The sequence below is a fragment of the Paracoccus sp. PARArs4 genome, from assembly GCF_947311865.1.
In the GTDB taxonomy this organism is placed as follows: domain Bacteria; phylum Pseudomonadota; class Alphaproteobacteria; order Rhodobacterales; family Rhodobacteraceae; genus Paracoccus; species Paracoccus zeaxanthinifaciens.
In genome coordinates this window covers 34,137-60,826 of record NZ_CAMZMW010000016.1, presented here as the reverse complement: position 1 = coordinate 60,826, position 26,690 = coordinate 34,137, and the positions used below count along the sequence as shown (strand labels likewise).

At 69.6% G+C, this 26,690-nt stretch carries 30 protein-coding genes and 1 tRNA gene; 18 read left to right on the top strand and 13 right to left on the bottom strand.

The window, feature by feature from the left end:
- Position 1 precedes the first annotated feature (1 nt).
- From mgrA to ileS, 3 genes are read right to left on the bottom strand one after another with little or no spacing between them, the layout of a single operon-like run.
- A complete protein-coding gene (gene mgrA, locus QMZ16_RS13075; protein WP_282603611.1) occupies positions 2–1,036 on the bottom strand; it encodes an L-glyceraldehyde 3-phosphate reductase in 1,035 nt (344 codons plus the stop codon).
- Complete coding sequence (locus tag QMZ16_RS13070) at positions 1,029–1,292, bottom strand: DUF3253 domain-containing protein (protein ID WP_282603610.1); 264 nt, start codon at positions 1,290–1,292, stop codon at positions 1,029–1,031. Before QMZ16_RS13070 ends, mgrA begins: the two co-directional genes overlap by 8 nt.
- A complete protein-coding gene (gene ileS, locus QMZ16_RS13065) occupies positions 1,289–4,201 on the bottom strand; it encodes an isoleucine--tRNA ligase (protein ID WP_282603609.1) in 2,913 nt (970 codons plus the stop codon). Before ileS ends, QMZ16_RS13070 begins: the two co-directional genes overlap by 4 nt.
- Before the next feature lie 131 nt (positions 4,202–4,332).
- Here ileS and QMZ16_RS13060 point away from each other — a divergent pair, with 131 nt between their 5' ends.
- Positions 4,333–5,223, top strand: a complete 891-nt coding sequence (locus QMZ16_RS13060; RefSeq protein WP_282603608.1) for a DUF6635 family protein — start codon at positions 4,333–4,335, stop codon at positions 5,221–5,223.
- Here the strand turns inward: QMZ16_RS13060 and queF are convergent.
- Positions 5,220–5,681: a preQ(1) synthase gene (gene queF, locus QMZ16_RS13055; RefSeq protein ID WP_282603607.1), complete on the bottom strand. Its 462-nt coding sequence runs from the start codon at positions 5,679–5,681 to the stop codon at positions 5,220–5,222. The two genes, QMZ16_RS13060 and queF, sit on opposite strands and share 4 nt — an antisense overlap.
- 115 nt (positions 5,682–5,796) lie before the next feature.
- On the opposite strand from queF, the gene QMZ16_RS13050 reads away from it, so the two are divergent.
- Positions 5,797–6,207 carry a group III truncated hemoglobin gene (locus QMZ16_RS13050; RefSeq protein ID WP_282603606.1) on the top strand — a complete coding sequence of 137 codons (411 nt, stop codon included), beginning with the start codon at positions 5,797–5,799 and terminating at the stop codon, positions 6,205–6,207.
- On the opposite strand, the gene QMZ16_RS13045 is transcribed toward QMZ16_RS13050, so the two are convergent.
- The 4 genes from QMZ16_RS13045 to QMZ16_RS13030 form a co-directional block, all read right to left on the bottom strand.
- Entirely contained in the window at positions 6,204–6,854 is a 651-nt protein-coding gene (locus tag QMZ16_RS13045; RefSeq protein WP_282603605.1) for a trimeric intracellular cation channel family protein, read from the bottom strand. The two genes, QMZ16_RS13050 and QMZ16_RS13045, sit on opposite strands and share 4 nt — an antisense overlap.
- On the bottom strand, positions 6,851–7,300 hold the full coding sequence (rnhA, locus tag QMZ16_RS13040; protein WP_028725435.1) for a ribonuclease HI: 450 nt from the start codon (positions 7,298–7,300) through the stop codon (positions 6,851–6,853). The genes QMZ16_RS13045 and rnhA overlap by 4 nt, the downstream gene beginning before the upstream one ends.
- Positions 7,293–7,898 carry a glutathione S-transferase family protein gene (locus QMZ16_RS13035; protein ID WP_282603604.1) on the bottom strand — a complete coding sequence of 202 codons (606 nt, stop codon included), beginning with the start codon at positions 7,896–7,898 and terminating at the stop codon, positions 7,293–7,295. Before QMZ16_RS13035 ends, rnhA begins: the two co-directional genes overlap by 8 nt.
- Positions 7,899–7,998: 100 nt before the next feature.
- Positions 7,999–9,429: a cobyric acid synthase gene (locus QMZ16_RS13030; protein ID WP_282603603.1), complete on the bottom strand. Its 1,431-nt coding sequence runs from the start codon at positions 9,427–9,429 to the stop codon at positions 7,999–8,001.
- 72 nt (positions 9,430–9,501) lie between these two features.
- Between QMZ16_RS13030 and secG the strand changes: the two genes are divergently transcribed.
- The 3 genes from secG to QMZ16_RS13015 all read left to right on the top strand — a co-directional run bounded on the left by secG (position 9,502) and on the right by QMZ16_RS13015 (position 12,398).
- Positions 9,502–10,026, top strand: a complete 525-nt coding sequence (gene secG / locus QMZ16_RS13025) for a preprotein translocase subunit SecG (protein ID WP_282603602.1) — start codon at positions 9,502–9,504, stop codon at positions 10,024–10,026.
- 153 nt (positions 10,027–10,179) lie between these two features.
- Positions 10,180–11,823 carry a CTP synthase gene (locus tag QMZ16_RS13020; protein ID WP_022705712.1) on the top strand — a complete coding sequence of 548 codons (1,644 nt, stop codon included), beginning with the start codon at positions 10,180–10,182 and terminating at the stop codon, positions 11,821–11,823.
- A gap of 41 nt (positions 11,824–11,864) precedes the next feature.
- Entirely contained in the window at positions 11,865–12,398 is a 534-nt protein-coding gene (locus QMZ16_RS13015) for a DUF3578 domain-containing protein (RefSeq protein ID WP_282603601.1), read from the top strand.
- 41 nt (positions 12,399–12,439) lie between these two features.
- Here the strand turns inward: QMZ16_RS13015 and QMZ16_RS13010 are convergent.
- The 4 genes from QMZ16_RS13010 to QMZ16_RS12995 all read right to left on the bottom strand — a co-directional run bounded on the left by QMZ16_RS13010 (position 12,440) and on the right by QMZ16_RS12995 (position 16,340).
- Positions 12,440–12,515: transfer RNA gene (locus tag QMZ16_RS13010), tRNA-Thr, on the bottom strand.
- A 99-nt stretch (positions 12,516–12,614) separates the two neighbouring features.
- A complete protein-coding gene (locus tag QMZ16_RS13005) occupies positions 12,615–14,330 on the bottom strand; it encodes a heme biosynthesis HemY N-terminal domain-containing protein (protein WP_282603600.1) in 1,716 nt (571 codons plus the stop codon).
- Between the two features lie 10 nt (positions 14,331–14,340).
- A complete protein-coding gene (locus tag QMZ16_RS13000; protein ID WP_282603599.1) occupies positions 14,341–15,579 on the bottom strand; it encodes a mitofilin family membrane protein in 1,239 nt (412 codons plus the stop codon).
- Positions 15,580–15,674: 95 nt separating this feature from the next.
- Positions 15,675–16,340 carry a uroporphyrinogen-III synthase gene (locus QMZ16_RS12995; protein ID WP_282603598.1) on the bottom strand — a complete coding sequence of 222 codons (666 nt, stop codon included), beginning with the start codon at positions 16,338–16,340 and terminating at the stop codon, positions 15,675–15,677.
- A gap of 54 nt (positions 16,341–16,394) precedes the next feature.
- Between QMZ16_RS12995 and tsaD the strand changes: the two genes are divergently transcribed.
- The 9 genes from tsaD (at position 16,395) to truA (ending at position 23,561) form a co-directional block, all read left to right on the top strand.
- The gene (gene tsaD / locus QMZ16_RS12990) at positions 16,395–17,465 is read left to right on the top strand and encodes a tRNA (adenosine(37)-N6)-threonylcarbamoyltransferase complex transferase subunit TsaD (protein ID WP_282603597.1); all 1,071 of its coding nucleotides are present in this window, start codon (positions 16,395–16,397) and stop codon (positions 17,463–17,465) included.
- Positions 17,462–18,400, top strand: a complete 939-nt coding sequence (locus tag QMZ16_RS12985) for an NAD(P)H-dependent glycerol-3-phosphate dehydrogenase (RefSeq protein ID WP_282603596.1) — start codon at positions 17,462–17,464, stop codon at positions 18,398–18,400. The genes tsaD and QMZ16_RS12985 overlap by 4 nt, the downstream gene beginning before the upstream one ends.
- Positions 18,400–18,672: a YciI family protein gene (locus tag QMZ16_RS12980; RefSeq protein WP_282603595.1), complete on the top strand. Its 273-nt coding sequence runs from the start codon at positions 18,400–18,402 to the stop codon at positions 18,670–18,672. The genes QMZ16_RS12985 and QMZ16_RS12980 overlap by 1 nt, the downstream gene beginning before the upstream one ends.
- A complete protein-coding gene (locus QMZ16_RS12975) occupies positions 18,672–19,094 on the top strand; it encodes an EVE domain-containing protein (protein WP_022705720.1) in 423 nt (140 codons plus the stop codon). Before QMZ16_RS12980 ends, QMZ16_RS12975 begins: the two co-directional genes overlap by 1 nt.
- A gap of 73 nt (positions 19,095–19,167) precedes the next feature.
- Positions 19,168–19,413, top strand: coding sequence for a DUF4170 domain-containing protein (locus QMZ16_RS12970; RefSeq protein ID WP_022705721.1), 246 nt, complete (start codon positions 19,168–19,170; stop codon positions 19,411–19,413).
- Positions 19,413–20,642, top strand: coding sequence for a glycosyltransferase N-terminal domain-containing protein (locus QMZ16_RS12965; protein WP_282603594.1), 1,230 nt, complete (start codon positions 19,413–19,415; stop codon positions 20,640–20,642). The genes QMZ16_RS12970 and QMZ16_RS12965 overlap by 1 nt, the downstream gene beginning before the upstream one ends.
- On the top strand, positions 20,642–21,628 hold the full coding sequence (gene lpxK / locus QMZ16_RS12960) for a tetraacyldisaccharide 4'-kinase (protein ID WP_282603593.1): 987 nt from the start codon (positions 20,642–20,644) through the stop codon (positions 21,626–21,628). The genes QMZ16_RS12965 and lpxK overlap by 1 nt, the downstream gene beginning before the upstream one ends.
- A gap of 152 nt (positions 21,629–21,780) precedes the next feature.
- Positions 21,781–22,785, top strand: coding sequence for a 5-bromo-4-chloroindolyl phosphate hydrolysis family protein (locus QMZ16_RS12955; RefSeq protein WP_282603592.1), 1,005 nt, complete (start codon positions 21,781–21,783; stop codon positions 22,783–22,785).
- Positions 22,785–23,561, top strand: a complete 777-nt coding sequence (gene truA, locus QMZ16_RS12950; protein WP_282603591.1) for a tRNA pseudouridine(38-40) synthase TruA — start codon at positions 22,785–22,787, stop codon at positions 23,559–23,561. Before QMZ16_RS12955 ends, truA begins: the two co-directional genes overlap by 1 nt.
- Here the strand turns inward: truA and QMZ16_RS12945 are convergent.
- Positions 23,537–24,352: a sugar transferase gene (locus QMZ16_RS12945; protein ID WP_348984668.1), complete on the bottom strand. Its 816-nt coding sequence runs from the start codon at positions 24,350–24,352 to the stop codon at positions 23,537–23,539. The genes truA and QMZ16_RS12945 overlap by 25 nt on opposite strands.
- Positions 24,353–24,517: 165 nt before the next feature.
- On the opposite strand from QMZ16_RS12945, the gene QMZ16_RS12940 reads away from it, so the two are divergent.
- The 4 genes from QMZ16_RS12940 (at position 24,518) to QMZ16_RS12925 (ending at position 26,622) form a co-directional block, all read left to right on the top strand.
- Positions 24,518–24,973, top strand: a complete 456-nt coding sequence (locus QMZ16_RS12940) for a universal stress protein (protein WP_022705727.1) — start codon at positions 24,518–24,520, stop codon at positions 24,971–24,973.
- Between the two features lie 62 nt (positions 24,974–25,035).
- Positions 25,036–25,593, top strand: coding sequence for a NifU family protein (locus tag QMZ16_RS12935; protein WP_022705728.1), 558 nt, complete (start codon positions 25,036–25,038; stop codon positions 25,591–25,593).
- Positions 25,586–26,203 carry a tRNA (adenosine(37)-N6)-threonylcarbamoyltransferase complex dimerization subunit type 1 TsaB gene (gene tsaB / locus QMZ16_RS12930; RefSeq protein WP_282603590.1) on the top strand — a complete coding sequence of 206 codons (618 nt, stop codon included), beginning with the start codon at positions 25,586–25,588 and terminating at the stop codon, positions 26,201–26,203. The genes QMZ16_RS12935 and tsaB overlap by 8 nt, the downstream gene beginning before the upstream one ends.
- Entirely contained in the window at positions 26,200–26,622 is a 423-nt protein-coding gene (locus QMZ16_RS12925; RefSeq protein WP_282603589.1) for a GNAT family N-acetyltransferase, read from the top strand. The genes tsaB and QMZ16_RS12925 overlap by 4 nt, the downstream gene beginning before the upstream one ends.
- Positions 26,623–26,690: the final 68 nt, after the last annotated feature.

The window sequence follows — 26,690 nt, the reverse complement described above, 5'->3', positions numbered from 1 at the left end:
GTTATTCCCCCGCGCCTTCCGAGGACCGCGCCCAGATGTTCACGTCGCCCGATGCGGTCAGCTCGTCGATCCGCGCCAGTTCGGCATCCGTGAAATCGGTATTGTCCAGCGCGCCGACACAATCGGCCACCTGTTCGGGACGCGAGGCACCGATCAGCGCGCTGGTCACCCGACCGCCGCGCAGCGTCCATGCGATCGCCATCTGCGCCAGCGACTGACCGCGGCCCTCGGCCATGTCGTTCAGCTTGTTCAGCCGGTCGATCATGTCCTGCGTCAGCCAATCCTCGTTCAAGGACTTGCCCTGCGCGGCGCGGCTGTCCTTGGGGATCCCGCCCAAGTATTTCTTGGTCAGCATCCCCTGCGCCAGCGGCGTGAAGACGATGCTGCCGACGCCCAGATCGTCCAGCGCGTCCAGCAATCCGTCATTCTCCACCCACCGGTTCAGCATGTTATAGCTGGGCTGGTGGATGATGCAGGGCGTGCCCAGATCGCGCAGGATCGCCACGGCTTCGGCGGTGCGCTGGCTGTTGTAGCTGCTGATCCCGGCATAGAGCGCGCGGCCCGACCGCACGATGTGATCCAGCGCGCCCATCGTTTCCTCCAGGGGCGTTTCGGGGTCGAAGCGGTGGCTGTAGAAGATGTCGACGTAATCCAGCCCCATCCGCTTCAGCGACTGGTCGCAGCTGGCGATCAGGTACTTGCGGCTGCCCCATTCGCCATAGGGGCCGTCCCACATGTGATAGCCGGCCTTGCTGCTGACGATCAGCTCGTCGCGCAGATGGGCGAAGTCGGTGCGCATCAGCTCGCCGAAGGCCTCCTCGGCGCTGCCGGCGGGGGGGCCGTAATTGTTGGCCAGGTCGAAATGCGTGATGCCCAGGTCGAAGGCCTGGCGGCAGATGTCGCGCTTGGTCTGGTGGGGCGTGTCATGGCCGAAATTGTGCCATAGGCCTAGGCTGATCGCGGGCAGCTTCAGCCCCGAGCGCCCGACCCGGTTGTAGCGCATCTTGGAATAGCGGTCGTCTGCTGGCTTATACATGGGTGTCCTCCCCCAGGGGCGGGCCCAGCCGGATGGGACCGCGGGTGTCGGGGCCGAGAACCGGCCGGCCCTTCTGCGTGATCGCGATGCGACCCTCGGCCGCAAGGCGGAACGCCTCGGCCCGCAGGGGCGCCATCAGCGGGCGCCAGTCGCGGGCGATCTCCCGTGCGACCTGGCTGGGGCAGCATGTCGTGCCCGGTCGCAAATGCCCGACCCGCGCAAGGATGGCCCCGCGCAGGTCGGACGGATCGTTCATGCCGACAGCACGTCGTCGCAGCGGGCGCAGACGCCCGGATGCGAATGCGTGCCGACATCGGGCAGGATCTTCCAGCAGCGCTGGCATTTCTGCCCCTCGGCCTTTTCAAACACGACGCCCAGTCCCGGCGCCTCGGCCATGCGGAAGGCATCCGACGGAACCGGGTCCGCCGTCAGCTGCAGGTCCGAGGTGATGCACAGATCCGCGAAGGCCACCGTCTTCAGCGCGACCAGCATGTCGGCATCCTCGACATGGACGACCGGCGCGGCCTCGAGGCTGGCACCGATGGTCTTGTCGGTCCGCTTCACCTCCAGCGCGGCGGTGACCACGCGGCGGGCGCGGCGGACATGGTCCCACTTGGCGGCCAGCGGCTCGTTCAGCCAATCGGCGGGGGTCGGCGCGAAATCGTGCAGGTGCACGCTGTCATCCTCGGACGGGAAGCGCGACAGCCAGACATCCTCCATGGTGAAGGGCAGGATCGGGGCCAGCCAGGTCACCAGGCGGTGGAACAGGATGTCCAGAACCGTGCGCACCGCGCGGCGGCGCGTGCTGTCGGGCGCATCGCAATACAGCGCATCCTTGCGGACGTCGAAATAGAAGGCCGACAGGTCCACGGTGCAGAACTGGAACAGCGTCTGGAACACGCCCTGGAAGTCGAACCCGTCATAGCCGCGGCGGACCTGGTGATCCAGCTGCGCCAGGCGGTGCAGGACCCACTGCTCCAGCTCGGGCATCTGCGCGGGCTCCAGCTTCTCGGCATCCGAGAACCCGTCCAGCGCGCCCAGCAGGAAGCGCAGCGTGTTGCGCAGGCGGCGATAGCTGTCGGCCGTGCCCTTCAGGATCTCGGGGCCGATGCGCTGGTCGGCGCTGTAATCGGCCTGCGCGACCCACAGGCGCAGGATGTCGGCGCCGTATTGCTTGATCACCTCGGCGGGGACGATGGTATTGCCGAGCGACTTGGACATCTTCATGCCCTTCTCGTCCAGCGTGAAGCCATGCGTCACCACGTTGCGATAGGGCGCGCGGCCCTTGGTCGCGGACGCCTGCAGCAGGGACGACTGGAACCAGCCACGATGCTGGTCGGTGCCTTCCAGGTACAGGTCCGCGATGCCGTCGGGCGTACCGTCCGCGCGGTCGCGCAGCACGAAGGCATGGGTCGATCCGCTGTCGAACCACACGTCCAGCACATCCATCACCTGGTCATAGGCGTCGGGATCGGCGATGCCCTCCAGCATCTGTTCCTTGAAGCCGTCGCGATACCAGATGTCGGCGCCGTCCTTCTCGAACGCCGCGACGATGCGGTCGTTCAGCCGTGCGTCGCGCAGCAGGAAATCGGCATCGGTCGGCTTGGCGCCGCGGCGCACGAAGCAGGTCAGCGGCACGCCCCAGGCGCGCTGGCGCGACAGCACCCAGTCGGGGCGGTTCTCGACCATGGAATGGATGCGGTTGCGGCCCGATTGCGGCCACCACTTGACCAGCTTGTCGATGCTGTTCAACGCGCGTGTGCGGATCGTGTCGCCATGTTCGCCCATGCCGTCGTCCAGCGGCTTGTCGACCGCCGCGAACCACTGCGCGGTGTTGCGATAGATCAGCGGCGCCTTGGACCGCCAGCTGTGGGGATAGCTGTGCTTGATCTTGCCCTTGGCCAGCAGCGCGCCGGCCCATGCCAGCTGCTTGATCACGCTGACATTGGCAGGGCCGTCCTTGCCGTCGGCATCGATGATCGCCTGCCCGCCGAACAGCGGCAGGTCGGCGCGATAGCTGCCGTCCGGTTCCACGTTGTAGGTCATCGGCAGCTTGAAGCGCAGCCCCAGCTGATAGTCGTCGTCACCATGGCTGGGCGCGGTATGCACGAAGCCCGTGCCCGCATCGTCGGTGACGTGATCGCCCGGCAGCAGCGGCACGTCGAAGTCCCATTCGCCTTCCGACCCCTCGACCCCGCGCAGCGGGTGGGCAAGGGTCAGCCCCTGCAGGTCGGCCGCGGCAACATCGCCCAGACGCTCGTGGCTCTCGACCTTGGCCGATGCCATCACGCCCTCGGCCAGCGCGTCGGCCAGGACCAGCAGCTCGCCCGGCTGGGCCGTCGCCTTCTCGGCCACCTCGCCCACGCGATACAGCCCGTACGAGATGTCGGGATTGAACGCGACCGCGCGGTTCTGCGGGATCGTCCAGGGCGTCGTGGTCCAGATCACGACCTTGGCGTCGGCCAGCTGCCCCTGCCCGCCCAGCACGGCGAAGCGCACCCAGATCGTGTGGCTGGTATGGTCCTTGTATTCGACCTCGGCCTCGGCCAGGGCGGTCTTTTCCACGGGCGACCACATGACCGGCTTGCTGCCCTGATAGAGGCTGCCGTTCATCAGAAGCTTCATGAACTCGGCCGCGATCACGGCCTCGGCGTGGTAATCCATCGTGACATAGGGACGGTCCCATGCGCCGGTGATGCCCAGGCGCTTGAACTCCTCGCGCTGGATGTCGATCCACTCGTCGGCGAAGCGGCGGCATTCCTGGCGGAACTCGACCACGTCCACGGCGTCCTTGTCGCGGCCCTCGGCGCGGTACTTCTCCTCGATCTTCCATTCGATCGGCAGGCCGTGGCAGTCCCAGCCCGGAACATAGCGCGCGTCGCGGCCCATCATCTGGTGACTGCGCACGATGATGTCCTTGATCGTCTTGTTCAGCGCGTGACCGATATGCAGATGCCCGTTCGCATAGGGGGGGCCGTCATGCAGGATGAAGGGCGCGCGTGCCCCATCTGCCGCGGCGGCGCGTTCGCGCAGGCGGTCGTAGATGCCGATGCGTTCCCAACGGGCCAGCCACTCGGGCTCTCGGGCGGGAAGGCCCGCGCGCATCGGAAAGTCGGTCTGGGGCAGGAAGACGGTATCGCGGTAGTCGGGGGTCGCGTCGCTCATCGGGGCGGTCCTTTGTCGGTCGTTCGCAGGCAGGCAGCAGAAAACCCGGCAGCGCGAGGGTCACGCCACCGGGCAGCTAATTCGAATGCCGAACGCCAGAAATCTCATGCGCCATCTATAGGAAGCGCGGCATGGGGCTGCAAGCGCCCAAACCTTGGCGGATCGCGGCGGGCGGTATAACCTGCGCGGCGATGGATCACGCGCCCGCCCCCCTTTCGACGACCCGGCCCCGCCGAGAGGCCGAGATCGCGCGTTTCGCCGCCCGCAGATACGGCATCCGCGGCACGCTGGCGCTGCATCGCCACGCGCTCGGGGTCGATCTTCTGCGCGCGCCCCTGAACGTGGCGCTGGCGCCGGTCGCGCTGATCGCGCAGCTGCTGGCGGCGGGCCTGCGCCGCGCGGGCGCAAGGCGCGCGGGCGGGTGGCTGGCGTCGCGGCGGATCTTCCTGCGGTCCGACACCGCGACCCGGATCGAGGACGACCTGACCCGCCTGATGGAACGGCTGGACGAGGCCGGCCTTGCCCCCGCCGTGTCGCCCGAACGCCGCGCTGCCGCGATCCGCGCCCATGCCGAGACCCGCAACGCCGTGGCCGAGATCACGACATCGCTGTTCGTGCTGATGCTGGGGCTGGTGCTGTTCAACCGCGCGACGCCGGGACTGATCTCGCTTGCGGGGCCGATGGCGCAGATGCGGGCGCATGGCGCGGCCGTGCGGGATTTCGCGCTTGGCGACACGCTCGGGCGGGCGTGGTACTGGGCGTTCCCGGTCGAACTCTCGCCTCTCTACGTGCTGGGGACGGGCGTCGCGCTGGCGCTGATCGGGTCGCTGGTCACGACCTTCGCGGGGCTGATCGCGGATCCGGTGCAGCTGTGGACCGGCATCCACCGCCGCCGCCTGATGCGGATGCTGGACCGGCTGGACGCGATGGCCGAGGACGGGCCCGAACCCGAACAGTTCCTGGCCCGCGGGGGCGATATCGCGGATGTCGCCTCGATCCTGTGGCGGTCGCTGCGGGGTTAGCCCCGCCCGCGATATCCCGGCACGCCCTGTTCGGGGATCCAGACGCCCCCGGGTGCCGCGCCCGTCTGCCAGAACACGTCGATCGGCATGCCGCCGCGCGGATACCAGTATCCGCCGATGCGCAGCCATTGCGGGTCCAGCAGGTCCACGATCCGCTTGGCGATGCCGATGGTGCAATCCTCGTGGAAGGCGCCGTGGTTGCGGAAGCTGCCGAGGAACAGCTTGAGCGATTTCGATTCGACCAGCCAGTCGCCGGGGACATAGTCGATCACCAGATGCGCGAAATCGGGCTGGCCCGTCAGCGGGCAGAGGCTGGTGAATTCGGGCTGGGTGAAGCGCACGACATATCCCGTGCCCGCCTGCGGGTTCTGGACGCGTTCCAGCACGGCCTCTTCAGGCGATTGCGGCAGGGGGGTGTCGGCGCCAAGCTGGGTCAGCGCGTCGGTGTAATGGGTCATCGGATGCTCCTGTTTTGACCGGGTGGGCTGCGACCGGAAAGCCGCGCCATAGCACCGCCCGCGCGGCGGATCAAACCCCTTGCGAAACGCGTCCCCAGCCGCCAGATGCTTCGGCATGGACAGCATCGCCCCTGCACGCTTCGACGTGACCGAAGCCGAAATCGCCCGCGTGGTCGCGGCCTTCTATGCCGCCGTGCGCCGCCATCCCGTGCTGGCGCCGGTCTTCGCGGAACATGTCGGCGACTGGTCCGCCCACGAGGATCGCATCGCGGCCTTCTGGCGCGGCGCGATCCTGCATCGCGCGGGCTATAACGGCAGCCCGATGCGGGCGCATCAGTCGGCGGGCAATGTCCGCCCCGAGCATTTCGACATCTGGCTGCAGCTGTTCGACCAGGCGCTGGAAAAGACCCTGCCCCCCTGGACCGCCCGCGCCTGGTCGCAGATGGCGCACCGGATCGGACAGGGCCTGCGGGCGGGGGTGCAGAACATGGATGCGGGCCGCAGCGGGCCGCCCGTCCTGCGTTAACCGCGCGTTCGCGGCGGGCGCGGCTTGTAGACCGGCAGCGCCCAGCCCCAGACGATGCTGCCCGCGCGCAGGCCGAAGGTCACCAGCCCGCACAGGAACAGCGCCTCGGACCGGCCAAGCCCCGGCCACATCGCCAGCACCGCGATCAGCGCCCCGCCGAAGGCCGCCGTCAGGTACAGCTCGCCCTGCTTCAGGACCAGCGGAACCTCGTTGCCGACGACATCGCGGATCAGCCCGCCGAAGGTGCCGGTGACGACCCCCATGATGACGACGATGACGGGGCTGAAGCCGCCCTCGACCGCGATGCCGACCCCGGCGGGCACGGCGATGGCAAGGGCCAGCGCATCCAGCCACAAAAGCAGGCGGTACCTGCTCTCGAACCGGTGGGCGGTCCAGAAGACCACCATCGCCGCCGTCGCCGCCACAAGGATCAGGGATGGGCGGGCGATCCAGAAGACCTGCGGGCGGTCCAGCAGCAGGTCGCGCAGCGTGCCGCCGCCCACCGCCGTCATCGCGGCCATGAAGACGAAGCCCACCGGGTCCAGCTGGCCGCGGCTGGCCACCAGCGCGCCGGTCAGCGCAAAGACCAGCACCGACAGGTAATCCAGCGCCCAGAGCAGGGTCGGCAGCCCCTCGGCGATGCTCATTTGAAGGGGGCCATGCCTGCGCGGGCCAGCTCGTCCGCACGCTCGTTCTCGGCGTGGCCGGCATGGCCCTTGATCCATTTCCAGGTGACCTCGTGGGTCTTCTGGGCGTCATCCAGCCGCTGCCACAGCTCGACATTCTTGACCGGCTGCCGCGAGGCGGTCTTCCAGCCGTTGCGCTTCCAGCCGTGGATCCACTGGGTCACGCCGTTCTTCACATAGGCGCTGTCGGTGGTGATGGTGATGCGGCTGGGGCGGGTCAGTGTCTCCAGCGCGCTGATCGCGGCCATCAGCTCCATCCGGTTGTTCGTGGTCTGGGCCTCGCCGCCCTGCAATTCGCGTTCCTTCAGGATCGCCTCGCCTTCCATGGCGCGCATCAGCACGCCCCAGCCACCGGGGCCGGGATTGCCGCTGCACGCGCCGTCGGTCCATGCGTAAAGTTCAGTCATCCAGTCCAACATATCCCGGCAGCGCGGCAATCCGCGCCAGCCACGCGTTCACGGCAGCAAAGCGGTCCATCTCGAACCCGCCCCGGCTGCCGGCGGTATGCGTATAGGCATAAAGCGCGATGTCGGCCAGCGTCGCCGCATCGCCCGCCAGCCAGTCCGCCTCCTGCAGCCTGCGCTCCATCACCGACAGCAGCGCGTGGCCGCGGATCAGCAGGTCCTCCATCCGCTCGGGCGTCGCAAGGCTGGCGCGCGAGGGATAGAAGTTCAGAGCGCCGCGCACCGCGATCACGCCTTCATGCTGGTTCTGTTCCCAGAACATCCAGGACATCATCGTGGCGCGGTCGAAGGGATCGGCGGGCCAGAAGGCCGTCTGCTCGCCCAGCCAGCACAGGATCGCGTTCGATTCGGGCAGCACGCGCCCGTCGTCCAGATGCAGGACCGGCGCCTTGCCGAAGGGCAGCGCGCCCGCGGTCTTGGCTGCGATCAGCGCCTCGGACGCGTCCTCGACATCGACGATCTCGCAGTCGCGCCCGGTCAGCGCCAGAAGCAGCCGCACCTTGTAGCTGTTCCCCGACGAGGGCATGGAATAGAGCCGCATGACATTCCCTTCACTGGCTGCGCGTTTCGCCGCCGGGGTCGCATCGCGATGGCGGGCATGACCCCTTTCGGACTAATGGCTGCGGCCGCGTTCGTCCAGTTCAGCGCGCGACGGCCAGAATGCCGTCCACGTCCAGATGACGCTCCATATGGGCGGCAAGATCGTCCAGCGCGGCATCCACGCCCGCCTCGTAGCCCGGCTGCGAGGGCGCGCCCAGACGGCGCAGGAACTCGGCGCGAAAGCCGTCATCGGAAAACAGCCCGTGAAGATAGCTGCCCATGACCCGTCCATCGGCCGCGATCGCGCCGTCGGGTTCGGGCAGATGCGCGAAGGGACGCGCGCAATCGGGACCAGCGCTGCGGCCCATGTGGATCTCGTACCCGGTGACGTCCTGCCCCAGGGCCCGCCCCGATGCGGGCGTCACGCGCTTGTCTCGCGACATGACAGTGTGTACGTCCAGCAGCCCGAGGCCCGGCACCTGCCCCGCCCTGCCATCCGTGCCATGCGGGTCGTCGATGCTGCGGCCCAGCATCTGGTATCCGCCGCAGATGCCCAGCACATGCCCGCCGCGCCGGTGATGCGCCGCAAGGTCGATGTCCCAGCCCTGCGCGCGCAGGAATGCCAGATCGCCGATGGTGGATTTCGATCCCGGCAGGATCACCAGGTCCGCATCGCCCGGAATGGCCTGCCCCGCACGCAGCATCGTCAGCCGCACGCCGGGTTCGGCGGCCAGCGGGTCCAGATCGTCGAAATTCGCGATCCGCGACAGGGTGAGGCAGACGACATGCAGCCCCTCGCCCCGGCCATGGCGCAGATCGACCGCATCCTCGGCGGGCAGGCGGTGGGCCTCCGCGAACCAGGGCAGCACGCCAAAGCCGCGCCAGCCGGTCCGATCCTGGATCACGCGATAGCCGTCGTCGAACAGCCGCACGTCGCCGCGGAACTTGTTGACCATGAAGCCCGCGATCATCGCGGCATCGTCAGGATCGATCACGGCCTGCGTGCCGACGATCTGCGCGATCACCCCGCCCCGGTCGATATCGCCCGCCAGGATGACGGGCACGTCCGCCTCGCGGGCAAAGCCCATGTTGGCGATGTCGCGGGGGCGCAGGTTCACCTCGGCGGGGCTGCCCGCACCCTCGACGATCACCAGGTCGTGGGCCGCACGCAACCGCGCGAAGCTGTCCTGCACGGCAACCATCAGGCGCGGCTTCAGCGCGGCATAGTCGCGCGCCTCGGCCCGCGCGATCGCACGGCCCTGCACGACGACCTGCGCACCGGTATCCGTTTCCGGCTTCAGCAGGACGGGGTTCATGTCGGCATGGGGCGCGATCCCGCAGGCGCGCGCCTGAAGCGCCTGCGCGCGGCCGATCTCGGCGCCCTCGGGGGTGACGGCGGCGTTGTTCGACATGTTCTGCGGCTTGAAGGGCGCGACCGACAGGCCACGGGCCCGCGCGGCGCGGCAAAGCCCCGCGACCAGCAGGGATTTTCCCACGTTCGAGCCCGTCCCCTGAATCATCAGTGCGCGCATGGGTTACTCTTGCTTGCCATCACCTGTCAGGGTGACTAGATAGGCGCGTCCGCAAATGAAAGGCCGAAAGCCGTGGAAAACGTCATTCTGACCGTCCATCTGATCCTTGCCGTGCTTCTGGCCGGGGCCGTGCTGCTGCAACGCTCCGAAGGGGGCGGACTTGGCATGGGCGGCGGCAGCGGTGGCGGCGTCATGAGCGGACGCCAGGCGGCCAACGCCATGACCCGCGTGACCTGGATGCTGGGCGTCGCCTTGTTCGTCACCTCGATCGCGCTGACGATCCTTGCCGCGCGCGAAGCCTCGAACGGTTCGATCATGGACCAGTTCGGCGCATCCGACAGCCAGCCCGCGACCGACGGGATGCCTGCGGCACCGGCCTACACGCCCCCGCCCGCGACCAGCGGCAACCCGCTGACCCCGCCCGCGCCCGACGCCCCCGAGGCGCCGGCAACCGAGGCACCCGCTGCCGAGGCACCGGCTGCCGAGGCGCCCGAAGCACCGGCGGCCGACGCGCTGACCCCGCCCGCCCCGGAGGCCGAGGCAGGTGCCGATACCGCGCCCGAGACGACCCAGCCGGTCGAGGCACCGGCGAACTAAGACTTCCACCATAGCTGGGGGCGGCATCCGACCGCCCCACATCCACTTGCGGTCCGTTGCGGCCACGGGGCGAATCGACTATTGTCCGAATCCCGTGGTCTTGTCGTTTCGGCGGCCCGCAGATCGTTCGAATTGCACATCACGGGGGCCTTAATGGCGCGTTACATCTTCATCACCGGCGGCGTGGTCTCGAGCCTGGGCAAGGGCCTGGCATCGGCCGCGTTGGGCGCGCTGTTGCAGGCCCGCGGCTTCACCGTCCGCCTGCGCAAGCTGGACCCCTATCTGAACGTCGATCCCGGCACCATGAGCCCGTTCGAGCATGGCGAGGTCTTCGTCACCGATGACGGCGCCGAGACGGATCTGGACCTGGGGCATTACGAACGCTTCACGGGCGTGGCCGCGCGCCGCACCGACAGCATCAGCTCGGGTCGGGTCTATTCCAACGTGCTGGAAAAGGAACGCCGGGGCGAATACCTGGGCAAGACCATCCAGGTCATTCCGCACGTCACCAACGAGATCAAGGACTTCCTTGCCGTGGGCGAGGACGAGGTCGACTTCATGCTCTGCGAGATCGGCGGCACGGTCGGCGACATCGAGGGCCTGCCCTTCTTCGAGGCGATCCGCCAGTTCATCCACGAGCGTCCGCGCGGCCAGTGCATCCTGATGCACCTGACCCTGCTGCCCTATCTTGCGGCCTCGGGCGAGCTGAAGACCAAGCCGACCCAGCACAGCGTCAAGGAACTGCAGTCGATCGGCCTTGCGCCCGACGTGCTGGTCTGCCGGTCCGAACAGCCGATCCCCGAAAAGGAACGCGCCAAGATCGCGCTGTTCTGCAACGTGCGCCCCGATGCGGTGATCCCGGCATACGACCTCAAGACCATCTACGAGGCGCCGCTGGCCTATCACCGCGCGGGTCTGGACCGTGCGGTGCTGGACGCCTTCGCCATCAGCCCCGCGCCGCGTCCCGACCTGGCACGGTGGGAAGACGTCATGGACCGCCTGGACCATGCCGAGGGCGAGGTCCGCATCGCGGTCGTGGGCAAGTACACGCAGCTGGAGGACGCCTACAAATCCATCGCCGAGGCCATGACCCATGGCGGCATGGCCAACCGCGTCCGCGTCAAGGCGAACTGGGTCGACAGCGAGAAGCTGGAAGGCGAAGGCGCGCATCTGCTTGACGGATACCACGGGATCATCGTTCCGGGCGGCTTCGGCGAGCGTGGCACCGAGGGCATGGTCGCCGCGGCGAAATACGCGCGCGAGAAGAAGGTCCCCTATCTGGGAATCTGCCTCGGGATGCAGATGGCCGTGATCGAGGCCGCGCGCAACCTGGCCGACATGCCCGATGCGGGCTCCGAGGAATTCGACCACGAGGCTGGCAAGACCCGCTTCACGCCGGTCGTCTATCACCTCAAGGAATGGGTGCAGGGCAACTATACCGTCAAGCGCAAGGTCGGCGACGACAAGGGCGGCACGATGCGCCTGGGTTCCTATACCGCCGTGCTGAACGAGGGCTCGCGCATCTCCGAGATCTACGGCGGCGCGCTGGAGATCGAGGATCGCCACCGCCACCGCTACGAGGTGGACGCCACCTATCGCGAGCAGCTGGAGAAGGCGGGCCTCAGCTTCTCGGGGATGTCGCCCGACGGCAAGCTGCCCGAGGTGATCGAATATCCCGACCATCCGTGGTTCATCGGCGTCCAGGCCCACCCCGAGCTGAAATCGAAGCCCTTCGATCCGGCGCCCCTGTTCGCGGGCTTCATCCGCGCCGCGATGGAGGAAGGGCGCCTGGTCTGAGCCAGCCCCCGCAGGATCTGGACGCGGCCCTTGATTGGGCCGTGTCCCACCACGCCGCGGCCATCCGCGGGCCGATCGGCGCCAGCCCCTATGCCGCGCGTTTCCGGCGCGACCTGCCCCTTGCGGCGGCGGCGCTTCTTCCCCTCAACACATCGCTTCTGTGCCGCGCCAGTCCCGGAGCACGCGGCTGGGCCGCCGTGCCCTGGCTGGCCTGCTTCGACCCGCGCATCACCCGCAGCATGAAGCGCGGCGTCTATGTCGCCCTGTTCATCAGGCCCATCCCCGGCCTGGTCACACTCGCCCTTCAGCACGGGGCAGAGGACATGCTGGAGCGCCACGGCATGCAAGGCGGTCTGAGCGCGCTGTCGCAGCGGGCGGAACGGCTGCGCGCCATCACGGGGCCGCTTCCCGACATGCGGCCCGGACCGTCCGTTCTGGGGGCCGTGGCACCCCTTCCGCGCGGGTATCAGGCGGGGACGATCTGGTATCGCGACTTGGCCCCCACAGGGGCCGCCGACGCCTTCGCGGCGCTGGCCGCGCGATATGCGTCCATGGTCGATGCGGGGATGTTCTGAAACGCGAAAGGCCGCCCCGAAGGACGGCCTGTTCCGCGATCTGGTGCCGGTGAAGGGACTCGAACCCCCGACCCCATCATTACGAATGACGTGCTCTACCAGCTGAGCTACACCGGCATCAGATCGTGCCGCGCGAATTAGCACCCTTCACCGGCGGGGAAAAGAGGGGACGCGCATTTTTTCGCACGCCCCCGTCTTTTTTCATCGGACCCGAGCTTACTTGCCCTTGCCCGGCTGCGACCAGTCGTCCTCGTCCGCGGGCTGCGCATCGGGGCGCACCATCTGCGGCTCTTCCTCGGCGACCGGTTCGGGGGCCGGTTCGGGCGCGATCACCTCGGGCTCGGGCTTCGGTTCGGTCTGGGGTTCAGGGTCGGTCACCGTGGCCGAGGGGTCGCTTGCGGTCACGTAATCCTCTTCGCGCGGGACCATGCCGGGCGCGACATTGGGCGTCGCGGATTCGCGGCGCTGCCCCTCGGGTTCGGCGGGGCCCGGCGGGTGTGGCTGCACCGGCTCGGACAGGTCGGGCGCATCCTCGACATCCTTGCGCGGGCTGCCGACCAACAGAGGCAGCATCTCGGCGCCGGTGGCCGAGGCCGTCGCGGCCTGGCGCGCCGCATCCGGCTCGCGCCAGGTCAGCGTGTCGAAGCCGCCGCAGCTGTCGCAGACGGGCGACCATTCGGCCATGACGTTGTGGCACTTGTCGCAGACCCATTGCGGCCCGCGCGAGGCGGTCAGCGCTTTGGTCAGCCAGCCGCGCACGACGGCATCGTCGGCACCCGCGCCGCGCTCGATCGCGGCCATGATCGACAGCGTGCGCACGGTGGGATGCGTCTCGGCCAGATCGCCCAGGGCGCGGCGCGCGCCCGGAAAGTCCTCGGCGGCCAGAAGCAGCTCGGCTTTCAGCAGGCGCGATTCCTCGTGCTGCGGGTTCTTGGCGATCAGCCTCTCGAAGCGGCGCAGGCGGGCGGCGGGCTTCTCGTCGGGGACGATCTCGGCATAGGCGCCGGCGACATCGGGATGCGGACGCACCGACCAGGTCTTTTCCAGGATGCGCGAGGCGTTTCGGAAATCCTTCTGCCCGATATAGCTGCGGGCGGCCAGGACGGCCGCGGGGATCAGGTCCGGCGACGCCTTCGCGGCCGAGATCGCGGCCTCGCGCGCGCTGGCGGACTGACCCTCGGCCAGAACGTCGCTGGCCTCCTTCAGGGCAAGGACGGCATCGCGGCGCAGGGCCACGGCCTTGGGCAGCTGGCCCTGATTGCGCTTGTCCTTGAGCGTCTTGCGGGCACCCTTCCAGTCGTGCTCGCGGGTCTGCAGGTCCAGCAGGGTGTCCTGCACCTCGGCATGGCGGGGCTTCAGCGCATAGGCCTTCTGGGCCAGCAGAAGCGCCTTCTGGGTGTCGCCCTCGGCCAGCTTCTGGCGCATCAGGCCGCGAATCCCCACGAAGCGGGTGCGGTCATCCTCGAGCAGCTGGCGATAGATGCCGACGGCCTGCTTCGAATCGCCCGCCGTTTCGGCGGCCTGCGCCGCAAGCAGGTTCGTCAGATGCGGCTGGTTCAGGTAACGGCCCGCACGGGCGGCCTTGTCCTGCGCCAGCTTCCCCTCGCCCGAGGCGACGGCCAGCATGCCTTCCGCGAAGGCGGCATAGCCCTTGCGTTCCCGCGCACGAGAGAAATAGCGGTTCACCGCCGTCTCGTCGCCGGCAAGGAAGCGCAGGACGGCGACGATCAGGCCCAGGATCTTGAAGATCAGCCAGGCCAGGACCATCAGCACCAGAAGCGCCGCGACCGCCTTGACCGGGGTCAGCGCGATCTCGGTCCCGCCATAGCGGATCTGCAGCATCTGCGCGGTTTCGGACAGGTGCTGCGCACCCAGTGCGATCGCCAGAACGACGGCGAAGAACGCAATGATCTTAATCAGAGACAACAGCATCGGGCGGCCCTCAGTCTTGGGTCGACGACAGATCGGACAGGGCCGACTGCGCCTCGGAATGGGTTTTCGCGCGGGTCAGCCAATCGGCCATCGCGGGCGCCTCTGCGGCGGGCTGCGGCAGAGCCTCCAGCTCGGCCACGGTGGCCGCGACATCGCCGCCGTTCAGCGTGGCCTCGGCCCGCGACAGGATGGCGTCGGTATCGTCGCCTTCACGCGGCGCGACCGAACGCGCGCCCGTCTGCGCGCGCAGGAAATTCGTCAGAACGTTGCCCTCGCCGCTGGCGCTGCTGCTGGACAGGTCCGCGCGCAGGGCCGCGCGTGCGGCCTCGGGGAAGGCATCCTGCAAATCGCCCAGGCTGGGGATGTCCTGGCTGAACGCGTCGGGTGCGTCGATGCCCGCGCCTTCCAGCGTCGATTTCGCCTCGTCGGCGGTCACGCCACGATCAAGCGCCGCCTGAAGCGAGGCGACGGCGGCGACGGCCTCGGCGCGGCGGGTCGTCTCGGCGGCGGCCTGCTGCAGGGCCTCGGCCTCGTCGCGGGCGGCCTGCAGGCGGGCCTCGGCCTCGGCTGCGGCGGCCTCGATGCGGTCGGTCGCGTCGCTGGACGCCGATTGCGACGGGATCGCGGCGATCTGCGCCTTCTGGTCCTCCAGCTCTTGCCGCAGGGCCGCAAGTTCCGCTGCCAGGTCGGGCGACTGTTCCAGCGCATCCAGACGCGCGGCCAGATCGTCGGGCAACGAGGCGGGCGCGGCGGGCATGTTGGCGACAGCCTCGCGCGCGGCGGCGACGGCCTCGTCGATCACGGCCTGGCTGTCGAATTCGGCGGGGGCGGGCTGGGCCGCGCCGGGACCGGGCGGCAGCATGCCTGCGGGCAGGTGCGGCAGCGCAAGGATCGTCGCGCCCGCGCCAAGGCCCGCGGCAACGACACCGCCCAGGACGACGGGCCAGAAACCGGTCTTCTTCACGGGCGCCGCCGCAGGGGCGGGCTGCGATACAGGCTGTGCCGCAGCGGCTTCGGGCTTGGGTTCGGTCTTCTTCGCGGCTGCGGGGCGGCCATCGGTGCCGTCGCCCAGAAGCTGCGATTCGATGGGGCGCAGTTCACCGGGCTGTCCGGCCTGCGCGGGCTTGCCCTGCCCGATATCGGTCGAGGCGATCACGCCCGGTGCCGCCGCCGCCTTGCGACCGCTGCCGGTTTCGGCCTTCCCGGTCGCCTCGTTCTTGTCCGCGTTCTTGTCTGTCGGCTTTGTCACGTGCTGTCCCCGTCTTCATGCCATGCGCCTGATGGCCGCTGTGGCGCGTCTGCCGCAGCCTACTTAGCGAAAAGCCTTCGCTCAACCCGCCGCTTTCAGCTTTGTTCCTGACGGGCGATCCGCCGGATGGCATCGCGCATCGCCTGCCCGTCGGGGCGGCACGCGGTTTCGACCCGCGCGGCCCGCGAATGAAAGGCCGCGCGCGCCGCATCGCTGATCGCGACCAGCCACAGGGGCGCCCGCGCATCCGCGACCGCCTGCGACAACAAATCCGCCGAACGCGGCGAGAAGACCGGCGCGATCACCGGCGCATCCCCCGCCAGCAGCGTCCGCGCCGTCGCGTTCAGCGGCTGGGGCACCTGGTCATAGACGACGATCCCCGGCACCGGCAGTGCCCGCGCGACATGGCGCCCATGCGGATGGACCAGCGGAACCGCCGCCGCGTGGATCAGGGGCAGCAAGCTGTCCGCCCTGCCCGCCCCCTCGGTCACGTCGAAGCCCGCGGCCCGCGCGATATCGGCAGTGCGCCCGCCCACGCAGATCGCGGGCCTGCCGCGCCCCGGCCCCGCCGCCGCGACCGCATGCCCCGAGGTGAAGACCAACCCCGCCGCATCGCGCAGCATCGCGCCGTCATGGGCCACCGGCTCGATCCGCATCACGGGCGAGATGACGGCGGGCCAGTCCCCCATCGTCGCCAGGAACCGCCGCGCATCCTCGTGCGGGCGGGTCAGCAGCAGGGTCGGGCGCATCCTTGTCGGCATTGGCATCCTTTCGCGCCGGTGCTAGTGCCCTCAGGGGTAAGCATGGGGCGTGCCATGGGCAAGGATCTGATCTTTCTGGGCATCGAGAGCAGCTGCGACGACACCGCCGCGGCCATCGTGACGGGCGACCGCCGCGTGCTGGCGAATGTCGTCAGCAGCCAGACCGAGCTGCATGCCGATTTCGGCGGCGTCGTCCCCGAGATCGCGGCCCGCGCCCATGCCGAACGCCTGGACATCGCGGTCGAGCAGGCGCTGGCTGATGCGGGCCTGTCGCTGGCGGACCTGAACGGAATCGCCGTGACGGCGGGACCGGGGCTGATCGGGGGCGTGATGGCGGGCGTGATGTGCGCCAAGGGCATCGCCGCCGGGACCGGCCTGCCGCTGGTGGGCGTGAACCACCTTGCGGGCCATGCGCTGACGCCGCGGCTGACCGACGGGATCGACTGTCCCTATGTCATGCTGCTGGTGTCCGGCGGGCATTGCCAGTTCCTGCGGGTGGACGGCTCGGACGATTTCACGCGGCTGGGCGGCACGATCGACGATGCCCCCGGCGAGGCCTTCGACAAGATTGCCAAGCTGCTGGCCCTGCCCCAGCCCGGTGGCCCCAGTGTCGAGGCCGAGGCCGCGCTTGGCGACGATACCCGCTTCTCCCTGCCGCGCCCGCTGCTGGACCGCCCCGGCTGCGACATGAGCTTTTCGGGGCTGAAGACCGCCGCGCTGCGCCTGCGCGACCAGCTGATCGCCGAACAGGGCGGGTTGCGCCAGCAGGACCGCCGCGATCTTTGTGCCGCGTTCCAGACCGCCGTGGCCGAGGTTCTGGCCGAGAAGTCGCGCCGCGCGCTGGCCGCAAGCCCCGTGCCGGTGCTGGCCGTGGCGGGGGGCGTGGCCGCCAACACGCAGATCCGCGCCGCGCTGGCCAGGGTGGCCGAGGATGCGGGCACGCGCTTTCTTGCGCCGCCCCTGCGGCTGTGCACCGACAACGGCGCGATGATCGCCTGGGCGGGGATCGAGCGTTTCCTGGCCGGTCAGCGCGACGGGATGGACCTGTCCGCCCGACCCCGCTGGCCGCTGGACCGCAAGGCCGCGCCCATGCTGGGCAGCGGCAAGAAAGGGGCCAAGGCGTGATCTCGGTCCTGGGCGCAGGGGCCTTCGGGACCGCGCTGGCCGCGGCACTGGGCGCGCGGGGGCCCGTCACGCTGTGGGGCCGCGACATCGCGTGGTGGCCCGCGAACCCGCGCCTGCCGGGCGTGACCGTTCCGGGCAGCGTGACCCCCACAGACGATCTTGGCCGCGCCGCACAGGCCGACACGATCCTGCTGGCCCTGCCCGCGCAGGCGCTTGGCGGGTTCCTGGCGCAGCATGGCGCGGCCCTTGCGGGCAAGCGCCTGGTGAACACCGCCAAGGGCATCGACATGCAGCGCCTGACGGGACCATCGGCGCTGATCGCGGATGCCTGCCCCGGCGCGACGGTCGCACTGCTGACGGGGCCGTCCTTCGCCGCCGACATCGCGCGCGGCCTGCCCACCGCGCTGACCTTGGCCTGCACCGACCCCGATGCCGGGGCGGCGCTTCAGGCGCGGCTGTCGACGCCGGTGCTGCGGCTGTACAGGACCACCGACGTGACCGGGGCCGAGCTGGGCGGCGCGCTGAAGAACGTGGCTGCCATCGCGGCGGGCGCGGTGATCGGCGCGGGCCTTGGCGACAGCGCGCGCGCCGCCATCATCACCCGCGGCTTTGCCGAGATGACGCGCCTTGCCACCCATCTGGGCGCCCGCCCCGAGACGCTGACCGGCCTGTCGGGCCTGGGCGATCTGACGCTGACCTGCACATCCGCGCAATCGCGCAATTTCCGCTTCGGGCAGGCGCTTGGCGCGGGTGCCGAATTCGACAGCGCCACCACGGTCGAGGGCGCCGCGACCGCTCAGGCGCTGGCCCGCATGGCGCTGCGCGACGGCCTGGACCTGCCCATCGCCACGATGGTCGCGCGGCTTGCCCAAGGCGGCGTTTCCGTGGAAAAGGCGATGGACCACCTGCTCAGCCGCCCCTTGAAGGAGGAATGATGCCCCATTACGCCGTGATCTGCCGGGACAAGCCCGGCGCCCTGCAGACCCGCCTGGACAACCGCGACGCCCACCTGGCGCATCTGCGCGACAGCGGCCTCGTCTTCGTCGCCGGCCCCCTGATCGAGGAAGGCGAGATGCGCGGATCCATCGTGATCCTGGAAACGCCCGACCTTGCGACCGCGCAGGACTGGGCCGACAACGACCCCTATGGCAAGGCCGGTCTCTTCGCCTCGGTCGAGGTGATCGAGTGGAAGAAGGTGATCGGCTGATGGCCTATTGGCTGTTCAAGTCCGAACCCGACGTCTTCGGCTGGGACGACCTGATCGCCAAGGGCGACGCGGGCGAGGAATGGGACGGGGTCCGCAACTATCAGGCGCGCAACATGATGCGGGCCATGAAGAAGGGCGACCTGGGACTGTTCTACCACTCCAACATCGGCAAGGAGGCCGTCGGCATCTGCGAGGTGATCGCCGAGGCGCATCCCGACAGCACCGCCGACGATCCCAAATGGGAATGCGTGGACGTGCGCGCGGTGCGCAAGCTGCCCCGCCCCGTCAGCCTGGACGAGGCCAAGTCCGAGCCGCGCCTGGCCGAGATGGTCCTCGTGAACAATACCCGCCTTTCGGTGCAGCCGGTGACGGATGCCGAATGGGCGGTCATCATGGAGCTGTCGGGCGCCGATCAGGACTGATCGGCCCCGCGCCCCCATCCTTCGCGGCGGGTTCCCTGCAGCCCGCCGTCACCCCAGACCAACAGGAGCCAACATGAGCCAGCGCCTGCATCTCGTCTTCGGAGGCGAGCTGATCGACCCGCAAGGGACCAAGTTCCGCAACACGGACGACATCCACGTCGTGGGCGTCTTCCCCAGCTACGACGCCGCCTATGCCGCATGGAAGGCCGAAGCGCAGCGCACCGTGGACAGCGCCCATACCCGCTACTTCATCGCGCATCTGCACCGCCTGCGCGACGAGGAACGCGAAGTCAGCCCGACCGAGGAACTGGGCGGCTGATGGCAGGGTCGGGGCTGGGCAGGCTGGGGCTCTGGTGGCATCTGCGCCAGGGCCGCGACAATGCGCAGGCCCTGCCCCGCATCCCGCAGGGCGCGGGCCCCGTGCTGCTGATGCACGTGGCCCCCGACGCCCGACAGGCGGAAGCGCAGGTCCGGCGCAGGCTGACGCAGGCCCGCCCCGAACTGCGCATCGTCGATCTGTCCCCCGAGGACGACCAGCCCGATCCCGCGGGCGACCCCTCGCTGATCGAGGCGCTGATCGACCGCGCCCGCCCCGTGGCCGTGCTGGCCCTGGGCAACGCCCTGCCCCCCGCGCTGATCGCGGTGGCGGCACGGCACGACATTCCCGTCATCCTGGCCGAGTTGCGGCTGGAACCGCGCGACCTTGCCTGGGGGATGCAGGCGGGCATCCGTCGCAGCCTTCTGGCCAAGGCCTCGGCGCTGCAGCTGACCGACGCTGCCAGCCATGCCGCCGCCCGCCGCATGGGGCTGCCCGCATGGCGGCTGCACATGACCGGCCCCGTATCGGAAATCCGCGAGCCGCTGCACTGCACCGAGCCCGAGCGCCAGGCGCTGGCCCAGCTGATCACGGGCCGCCATGCCTGGTTCGCGGCCGCACTTCCCGAGGCCGAGGAGGACGCCGTCATCGCCGCCCACCAGGAGGTGACGCAGCATTCCCACCGCGCGCTGCTGTTCATCGCCCCCGCCGACGCGGGCCGCATCCCGCAGCTTGCCGCCAAGATCGAAGATGCTGGCCTGATTCTTGCCCGCCGGGACGAGGACGAGGAGCCCTCGGAAGAAGTGCAGGTGATGCTGACCGACGGCCTGACCGAGATGGGGCTGTGGTACCGCCTTGCGCCCGTCAGCTTCATGGGCGGCACACTGAGCGGCACCGAGGACATGCGCCACCCGTTCGAGCCTGCGGCCCTGGGGTCGGCCATCGTCCACGGCCCCGAGACCGGCAGCTTCCAGACCGAATGGCAGCAGCTTGACGGCGCCCACGCGGCCCGGCGTGTCACCGGTCCCGAAGGGCTTGCCACGGCGCTGGTCGAGCTGACCCAGGCCGAATTCGCCGCCACCCTGGCCGCGAATGCCTGGCGTGTCAGCACCGGCGGGGCCGATGTCGCGATCCGCATCGCGGACCGCGTGCTGGCCTTCGTGGACGGCACGCCCCCCGCACGCGGATTTCCCGCCCCGCCCCCACCCGTTGCAACATCGGAGGCAGGCTGATGCGCACCCCCGGTTTCTGGTTCGTCACGCCCCCCACCCCGAAGGCGCGGCTTCTGGCGCCCCTTGGCGCGATCTATGCCCGCGCGACCGCGCGCAGGCTGGCGGGCGGCGCAAGGGCGCGCGTCGGCGTGCCCGTGATCTGCGTCGGCAACGTGAACGCGGGCGGAACGGGCAAGACGCCCACCGTGATCCACCTGCAGATGGAACTGGCCGCGCGAGGGATCGCGGCGCATGTCGTGTCACGGGGCTATGGCGGCAGCGCGACCGGCCCGCTGCGCGTGCTGGACGGCGAACACGACGCCGCCCTGACCGGGGACGAGCCCCTGCTGATGGCGGCCTTCGGCCCCACCTGGGTCGCCAAGGACCGCGTCGCGGGTGCCCGTGCCGCGGTGGCTGCGGGCGCACAGGCGATCATCCTGGACGACGGCTTCCAGGACGGGGCGCTGCATCACGACCTGTCGGTCGTCGTGGTCGATGCGGCCAAGGGCTTCGGCAACGGGCTGTGCCTGCCGGCGGGGCCGCTGCGCGAACCCGTCGCGGCGGGGCTGGCGCGCGCGGACCTGTTGCTGTCGGTCGGCCCGGACGCGGCGCAGGCGCGCTTTGCGACGCCCGAAGGCGCGCCCGCGCATCTGCGCGGGACGCTGCGCCCGATCCGCACGGGCTTCGACTGGCGCGGTCACCGCGTCCTTGCCTTCGCGGGCATCGGCCACCCCGAGAAGTTCTTTGCCACCCTGCGCGATCTTGGCGCCGACATCCTCCGCCACGAGGCGCTGGAGGATCACCAGCCCTTCACCCCCGCCCTGCTGACCCGGCTGGAGACCGAGGCCCGCATGGTCGGCGCGCAGCTGGTCACCACAGAAAAGGACGCGGCCCGCCTGCCCCGTGCCTTCCGCCCCAAGGTGATGGCGCTGCCGGTCCGGATGTGGCTGCAGGACGACGCGCCCCTCCGCGACGCGCTGGACGCGATCTGGCCCGAAGCGGTTTGAAATCCGCTGCTCTTGGCCGATATAGAGGGTGAGAACCGCCGCGAAAGGGGTGCCCATGTCGTCCAAGGCCAGAACAAGGCTCAGCTTCTACCTGCTTCTGCTGCTGACGCTCTATGCGTCATTCGCGGGCGCGGCCTGACCCGGGGGGCATGATGGCACGGAAATACGGGGGGCGCTTCTCGCCCCGTGACATGCTGAGGAACAACCTGCCCGACGGCACGGCGCGGCCCGACCTGCCGCAGGTGCCGCGCCATCCCCATGAAGGTCGCCCGAAATGGGTGACGCTGGCTGCCAGCCCCTTCCTGCTGGGCGCGTTCTTCCAATCCGCGGGCGGCATGGTCGCCGATCTTGCGGCCTTCGGGATGATCGCCAGCGGCATGTGGATGACCCGCGAGGGGCTGGAGGCGCAGGCCGCCTTCGAGGCCCGCCGCGTGGCCAAGCGCCCCGCCATCCCGCGCAAGCTGTTCGGCGGCGTGCTGGCGGGACTGGGCCTGGGCATCGGCGCGGCGGAACCCGGCGCGATCGCGGGCACCGGCCTAATCGGCGCGGCGGGGCTGGTGCTGCACCAGCTGGCCTTCGGGCTAGACCCCTGGCGCGACAAGGGCGCCGAGGGCGTGGACGATTTCCAGCAGGAACGCGCCGACCGCATGATCGAGGAAGGCGAGACCTACTTGCGCGAGATGCGCGACGCCATCGCCCGCGCGGGCGACCGCCCGATCGAGGCCCGCGTGTCGATGTTCGAGGCCAGCGTCCGCCACCTGTTCGAGCGGGTGCGCGCCAACCCCTCGGGGCTGGCATCGGTGCGGCGCTACATGGGCGTGTATCTGATGGGCGCGCGGGACGCGACCAGCCGCTTCGCCGACCTCTATTCCCAGACCCGCGACGAGGCTGCGCGGCAGGCCTATGCAAGTTTTCTGGACGATCTGGAAAAAGATTTCATCGCGCGCGCCGACCGCCTTCTGGACGGCAACCGCGAGGCGCTGGACATCGAGATGTCGGTCCTGCGCGAACGCCTTGCCCGCGAGGGGCTGACGGGGGCCGCCACCCAGGTTGACCCCGCCGACCGCGCCCGGCTGGAAAGCCACGAGGCCCAGACTCTGGACCAGCTGCTCTCGGCATCGTTTCCCGGCCAGAAGACAGGGAACGGGCAGGACTGATGCCGCGCTTCGCATTGAAGGTCGAATATGACGGCGCCCCCTTTGCCGGCTGGCAGGCGCAGGCCGACCAGCCATCGGTGCAGGGCGCGATCGAGACCGCGCTGGCACGGCTGGACGCGGGCTTTGCCGCAGGCGCGCGCATCGCGGCGGCCGGTCGCACGGATGCGGGCGTCCATGCCACGGGCCAGGTCGCCCATGCCGATCTGCTGCGCGACTGGGACCCCTTCCGCCTGTCCGAGGCGCTGAACTTCCATCTGAAGCCCGCACCGGTGGCGATCCTTGCGGCGGCACGGGTGGAGGACGAATTCCACGCCCGCTTCTCGGCGCATGAACGGCGCTACCTGTTCCGGGTGGTAAGCCGCCGCGCGCCGATTACGACGCAGAAGGGGCAGATCTGGCAGGTGCAGAACCCGCTGGACCTGGACGCGATGCGCGAAGGTGCGGCGCATCTGGTCGGGCTGCACGACTTCACCACCTTCAGATCCTCGATCTGCCAGGCGAAAAGCCCGGTCAAGACCATCGACGAGATCACCATCGAGGCCCTGCCCATCCCGCACGGGACCGAATACCGGTTCCACCTGCGCGCGCGGTCGTTCCTGCACAACCAGGTCCGGTCCATCGTGGGCACGCTGGAGAGGGTCGGCGCAGGGTCCTGGACCCCGGATCGCGTGCGCGATGCGCTGCAGGCGGCCGACCGTGCGGCCTGCGGGCCGGTCTGCCCGCCGCAGGGGCTGTACCTGACGGGGGTGGGTTACCCGCGCGATCCCTTCGCCTGACGACGCTGGCGGCTGGCCGGACCGACCGGCAGCCACACGCGTTCGCCCCGGCGGCGGCGCGGGCGTTCGTCCTTGCGCGACACGACGATCTTCAGCGTGTGCCACAGGATCCACAGGTCCATCCGCGTGCTGCGATGCCGCTGATAGATCAGGTCGATCTTCAGCTTGGCGGGCAGGCAGCGGCGGTAATAGGCGGCCTCGGTCGCCTGCGCGGACTTGCAGCGCGCAAGGATGCGGTCCTCGTGGCGGTGATAGATCAGCGTGGCAAAACCCGTCACGCCCGGACGGCTGTGCAGCACCTGCGCATAGACCGCGGGGAAGCGTTCCACGTATTCGCGCAGCGGCGGGCGGGGTCCGACAAAGCTCATGTCGCCGCGCAGGATGTTGAACAGCTGCGGCAGCTCGTCGATGCGGGACCGGCGGAGGAAGCGGCCGATGGGCGTGATTCGCCACGCCTTGTGCGCACCGGTCGCGCCGAAATCATGTTCCTCGCACAGCATGGTGCGGAACTTGAACTGGTTGAACGCCTCGTTAGGGCCGCGCATCCGGTGGGCGGTATAGAAGATCGGACGCCCCTGCAGGATCAGCAGCAGGCAGCCCACGACCAGCATCACCACCGACAGCGGAATCAACAGGACCAGCGCGAAGGTGAAGTCGAAGATCCGCTTGGAACGGGGCATGGGTTCTACGCCGGGGGCCGAAGCCTCGCCGATGAACCAGCCCATCCTGGGGGCGGTCAGGCCGGCCAGACGCGCCGCGTCGTTCTTGTCCCAGTCGTGGTGAATCGTCACGCTACCGTCCAATCATGGATGTTGCCGCCCCTTCGCCGCTAACACAGTTGCCGCGGCATGGGAACGTCTGCCGAAGGATTCGGCAGCAGATCTTGCACAAGCATGGCGCATCGGCCACTGTCATCGCGAAATATGGTCCATTCCGGGCAAAGGATAGGCGAAAACATGCGCAAGTTCCTCGTTCTGCTGGATGACAGCCGGGAATGCCTGAACGCGATGCGCTTCGCGGCGATGCGCGCTGCCAGGACCGAAGGCGGGGTCGTCATCCTGTCCGTCATCCCCGCCGACGAGATCCAGCACGGCTTCGGCGTGGCCGATGTCATGCGCGCCGAGGCCCGCGAGCGGATCGAGGCGCATTTCGAGGTCTTCGCGAAATGGATGCGGTCCCGCCCCGGCATCGAGCCCGAGCTGGTCATCCGCGAGGGCGACCCCGCCGAGGAGCTGATCGCCCAGATCGCCGAGGACGACGATATCGGCATCGTGGTGCTGGGCCTCAGCCCCGAGAAGGCGGGGCCGAACCCGGTGCTGAACCGCCTGCTGCGCGATCCGGGGGTGCTGCATTGCCCGATCACGGTCGTGCCGGGCGACCTGTCCAAGGAACGGCTGGAAGCGATCACCTGAGGGGCAGGCCCGCTTGACCCAAGGGCCGCGCATCGCCATATCGGGCCTCAAAGGAGCCGCCCATGTTCATCCAGACCGAAACGACCCCGAACCCCGCAACGCTGAAGTTCCTGCCCGGCGAGACCGTGCTGGGTGCAGGCACGGCCGATTTCCCGACGCCCGACAGCGCGGCGACCTCGCCGCTGGCCCGCCGCGTCTTCGCGGTCGAGGGCGTGACCGGCGTCTTCCTGGGCCGCGATTTCGTGACCGTCACCAAGGTCGAGACCGCCCCCTGGGACCACCTCAAGCCCTCGATCCTGGGCGCGATCATGGAGCATTTCCAGTCGGGCGCCCCGGCGGTCGAAGGCTCGGCCCAGAGCGACGGCCATGCCGAGCATGACGGCCCCGACGGAGAGATCGTCGGCCAGATCAAGGAACTGCTGGACACCCGCGTGCGTCCGGCCGTGGCGCAGGACGGTGGCGACATCACCTTCCACGGCTTCGACCGCGGCGTGGTCTATCTGCACATGCAGGGCGCCTGCGCCGGCTGCCCGTCCAGCACGCTGACGCTGAAGATGGGGATCGAGAACCTGCTGCGCCACTATATCCCCGAGGTGGTCGAGGTGCGCCCCGTTGCCTGACCGCCTGACACTGGGCTTCGACACGTCGGCCGCGCATTGCGCGGCCGCTTTGCTGCGTGGCGACCGCCTGCTTGCCAGCCGCCACGAGGAGATGGCCAAGGGCCAGGCCGAACGGCTGATGCCCATGATCGAGGAACTGCTGTCCGAAGCGGGCGTGACCTTCCGACAGATCGACGTGATCGGCGTGGGCACCGGGCCCGGCAACTTCACCGGCATCCGCGTCGCGGTGGCGGCGGCGCGCGGGCTGTCGCTGGCGATGGGGGTGCCCGCGATCGGCGTCAGCGCGACCGAGGCGCTGGCATGGGGTCTGCCCCGCCCGTGCCGCATCCAGATACCGTCGCGCGGGGATACCGTGATCTGGCAGGATTTCGGGCAGGAGCCCCCGCAGGCCGGGGAACCGGTGGCGGGGGGCCGGCCGCAGCAGGCTGCGACCGGCGCGCTGCCGCCCGGCCCCGCGCCGGCTGCGCCGGCGGTCGCGATCGCCGAGGGCGTGGCGCACATCGCCGCCATGCTGGCCGATCGCGGACCCCAGCCCCGCCCCGCGCCCGTCTATCTTCGGCCCGCCGATGCCGCGCCGGGTCGCGACGCGCCCCCCCGCATCCTGCCGTGACCGACAGCGCTGCCCTGGCCGCGACCCATGCCGCCTGCTTCGTGACGCCGCGTCCCTGGACCGCGGCCGAGTTCGACGATCTGCTTGCCGCGCGCGGGACCTTCCTGCTGGGCGATCCCGACGCCTTTCTTCTGGGCCGCAGCCTTGCCGGAGAGGCCGAGCTGCTGACCCTTGCGGTTTCGCCCGCGATGCGCAGGCAGGGTCACGGGCAGCGTCTGCTTGCTCATTTTGCCCGTCACGCGGGCGAAACGGGCGCCGAAGAGGCATTCCTGGAAGTGGCGTCGGACAACGTCGCGGCACGGGCGCTGTACCTGCGAAATGGATGGGTGGAAGCGGGTCTCAGGCCCCGCTATTACGGGCCGGTGACGGATGCGATCGTGATGCGGTCGTGCCCCGTCGCGGCCCAACAAGGCGGTTGACCGACCCCGACCGATGCGCCCTAATCGCGTCATCAGACGGGCAAATCTGAATCGCCCGCACCAACAGG